General features: G+C 51.8%; 4 protein-coding genes and 1 pseudogene. 4 read left to right on the top strand and 1 reads right to left on the bottom strand.

Annotated elements, in window-relative coordinates; genetic code table 11:
- The 4 genes and pseudogenes from FHC51_RS22425 to FHC51_RS22440 all read left to right on the top strand — a co-directional run.
- A pseudogene (locus FHC51_RS22425) lies at nt 1-157 on the top strand (IS6 family transposase); the annotation flags it as partial.
- Between the two features lie 78 nt (nt 158-235).
- The gene (locus tag FHC51_RS22430) at nt 236-835 is read left to right on the top strand and encodes a plasmid partitioning/stability family protein (RefSeq protein WP_104677996.1); all 600 of its coding nucleotides are present in this window, start codon (nt 236-238) and stop codon (nt 833-835) included.
- A gap of 12 nt (nt 836-847) precedes the next feature.
- The gene (locus FHC51_RS22435) at nt 848-1,111 is read left to right on the top strand and encodes a hypothetical protein (protein WP_104677982.1); all 264 of its coding nucleotides are present in this window, start codon (nt 848-850) and stop codon (nt 1,109-1,111) included.
- Nucleotides 1,112-1,138: 27 nt separating this feature from the next.
- A complete protein-coding gene (locus FHC51_RS22440) occupies nt 1,139-1,342 on the top strand; it encodes a hypothetical protein (protein WP_104677983.1) in 204 nt (67 codons plus the stop codon).
- Between the two features lie 213 nt (nt 1,343-1,555).
- On the opposite strand, the gene FHC51_RS22445 is transcribed toward FHC51_RS22440, so the two are convergent.
- A partial coding sequence (locus FHC51_RS22445) for an IS1 family transposase (protein WP_000306640.1) occupies nt 1,556-1,650 on the bottom strand: 95 nt, incomplete at its 5' end.

Below are 1,650 nucleotides of genomic sequence, written 5' to 3' on the forward strand. Positions count from 1 at the left end.
CGGCGCCACGCTGGGATTTAAATCCATGAAGACGGCTTACGCCACCATCAAAGGTATTGAGGTGATGCGTGCACTACGCAAAGGCCAGGCCTCAGCATTTTATTATGGTGATCCCTTGGGCGAAATGCGCCTGGTAAGCAGAGTTTTTGAAATGTAAGGCCTTTGAATAAGACAAAAGGCTGCCTCATCGCTAACTTTGCAACAGTGCCCGGATGATCGTACTGACGTGGCCGCGATGGCCACTATCGCTTCCATCTCCCAGCCACTGCGGGGCGATTTTATTCGCACGGCGGCAATTGCTGGCTGCGTGCTTTACAGGGTGGATGCCCGGCTGCCGGAGCTGGTGACAGCCCTGTTTGATGGCCAGCTGGGCACAGACCAGTTATGCGGACTTTTAGCTGTTGTATCAGGAGAATATTCCCTTATATATGCGCAGGAAAACAGAAAGGTTCCGGTGATAACCGGGCCGGTTACCGAAGCGAATGTGGATGGCGAACGCCGGCGTTTTACCCTGTTACTGCCCGATGCGCAGAGTGCGCAGCGGGTTGAACCTCTTCTTGATGGTGCAGTTTCCCGGCTACGTGGCCAGCTGCTGCGTAGTGTCATTGTGACCGGCCTTGCGCTTCATACTCTTGATGCCCGGCTCCCGCGTCTGCTGGCCAGTCTGCCGGTTCCGCCGGCAACGGTACACGAACTCCATGCCATTATTGCTCAGGTGGCTGAAGTTCCGGTACCTGTTACTGCCCCGGTAAAGGTTGAGGCTGTCCCCCTGACCGCCAGGCCTGAAGATGATGACAAAAGCACTATCAGAAAGAATATGAAGAGAATGTTTTAATAAGGAGCATGCATGTCCCTGGTCAAACGTACCGCAGAACAACTAATCACACGAATACTGCGCGCAAGGGCGATCCCCGAACAACAGTGGCCGGAGCTGATAAAAAAAACGGGAAGAGGGATGATCTTACTGGGCGTGCTCATGGTCGTTCCACTTCTGCTTATCGAAAAAGTTGCCCTCCCGGTGACTATCGCGATGCAGATCTGCTACGCCTCGTTGATCTGTGTCGGAGTTCTCTTGGCTTTTGATGAGAAAAAGTCAAAGGGGCGGTCATGATATGAACATAAAACGTAAGGAAACAATATGCGACTCGAAGAACTGACAGACGAAGATCGGACGCTGGTTATTGTGGCCCTTCAGGCGCTGCACCTTGAACGGTTAACCGCATCCAACACGGTCTTTACGGTCTGCAGCCTGGCCGGAAAGAAGGGCCCTCAGGAAGATGTTTTTGGTCTTCAGGAAGTGCAGGACGCGCTGCGTCGTATTGGGGCAGCGCCCGCGCGATAAAAGGGGCATAAAAAAACGGCAGGGAGACATCTCATCCCTGCCGTTAAAGTGTGCTGCGTAATTTTTCAGCGATTATAAAGAGTTGATCTGTGATGTAAATCACAATTTAACCTAATGTGAAACTTCTCTGCTTGATGCTTATGCTGCGGAAGGAGCCTGAGTATGCTGGCGATCCGGTAGGATATTATGTGTTTTTCGGGTAATGACTCCAACTTACTGATAGTGTTTTATGTTCAGATAATGCCCGATGACCTTGTCATGCAGCTCCACCGATTTTGAGAACGACAGTGACTTCCGTCCCAGCCTTG

Source organism: Leclercia sp. EC_58, assembly GCF_019584355.1.
Taxonomy (GTDB): domain Bacteria; phylum Pseudomonadota; class Gammaproteobacteria; order Enterobacterales; family Enterobacteriaceae; genus Enterobacter.

What these genes read in the sequence shown, in the direction of transcription:
- FHC51_RS22430 (WP_104677996.1), top strand. Translation starts at nt 236, where the DNA reads ATGGCCACTATCGCTTCCATCTCCCAGCCACTGCGGGGCGATTTTATT.
- FHC51_RS22440 (WP_104677983.1), top strand. Translation starts at nt 1,139, where the DNA reads ATGCGACTCGAAGAACTGACAGACGAAGATCGGACGCTGGTTATTGTG.
- FHC51_RS22435 (WP_104677982.1), top strand. Translation starts at nt 848, where the DNA reads ATGTCCCTGGTCAAACGTACCGCAGAACAACTAATCACACGAATACTG.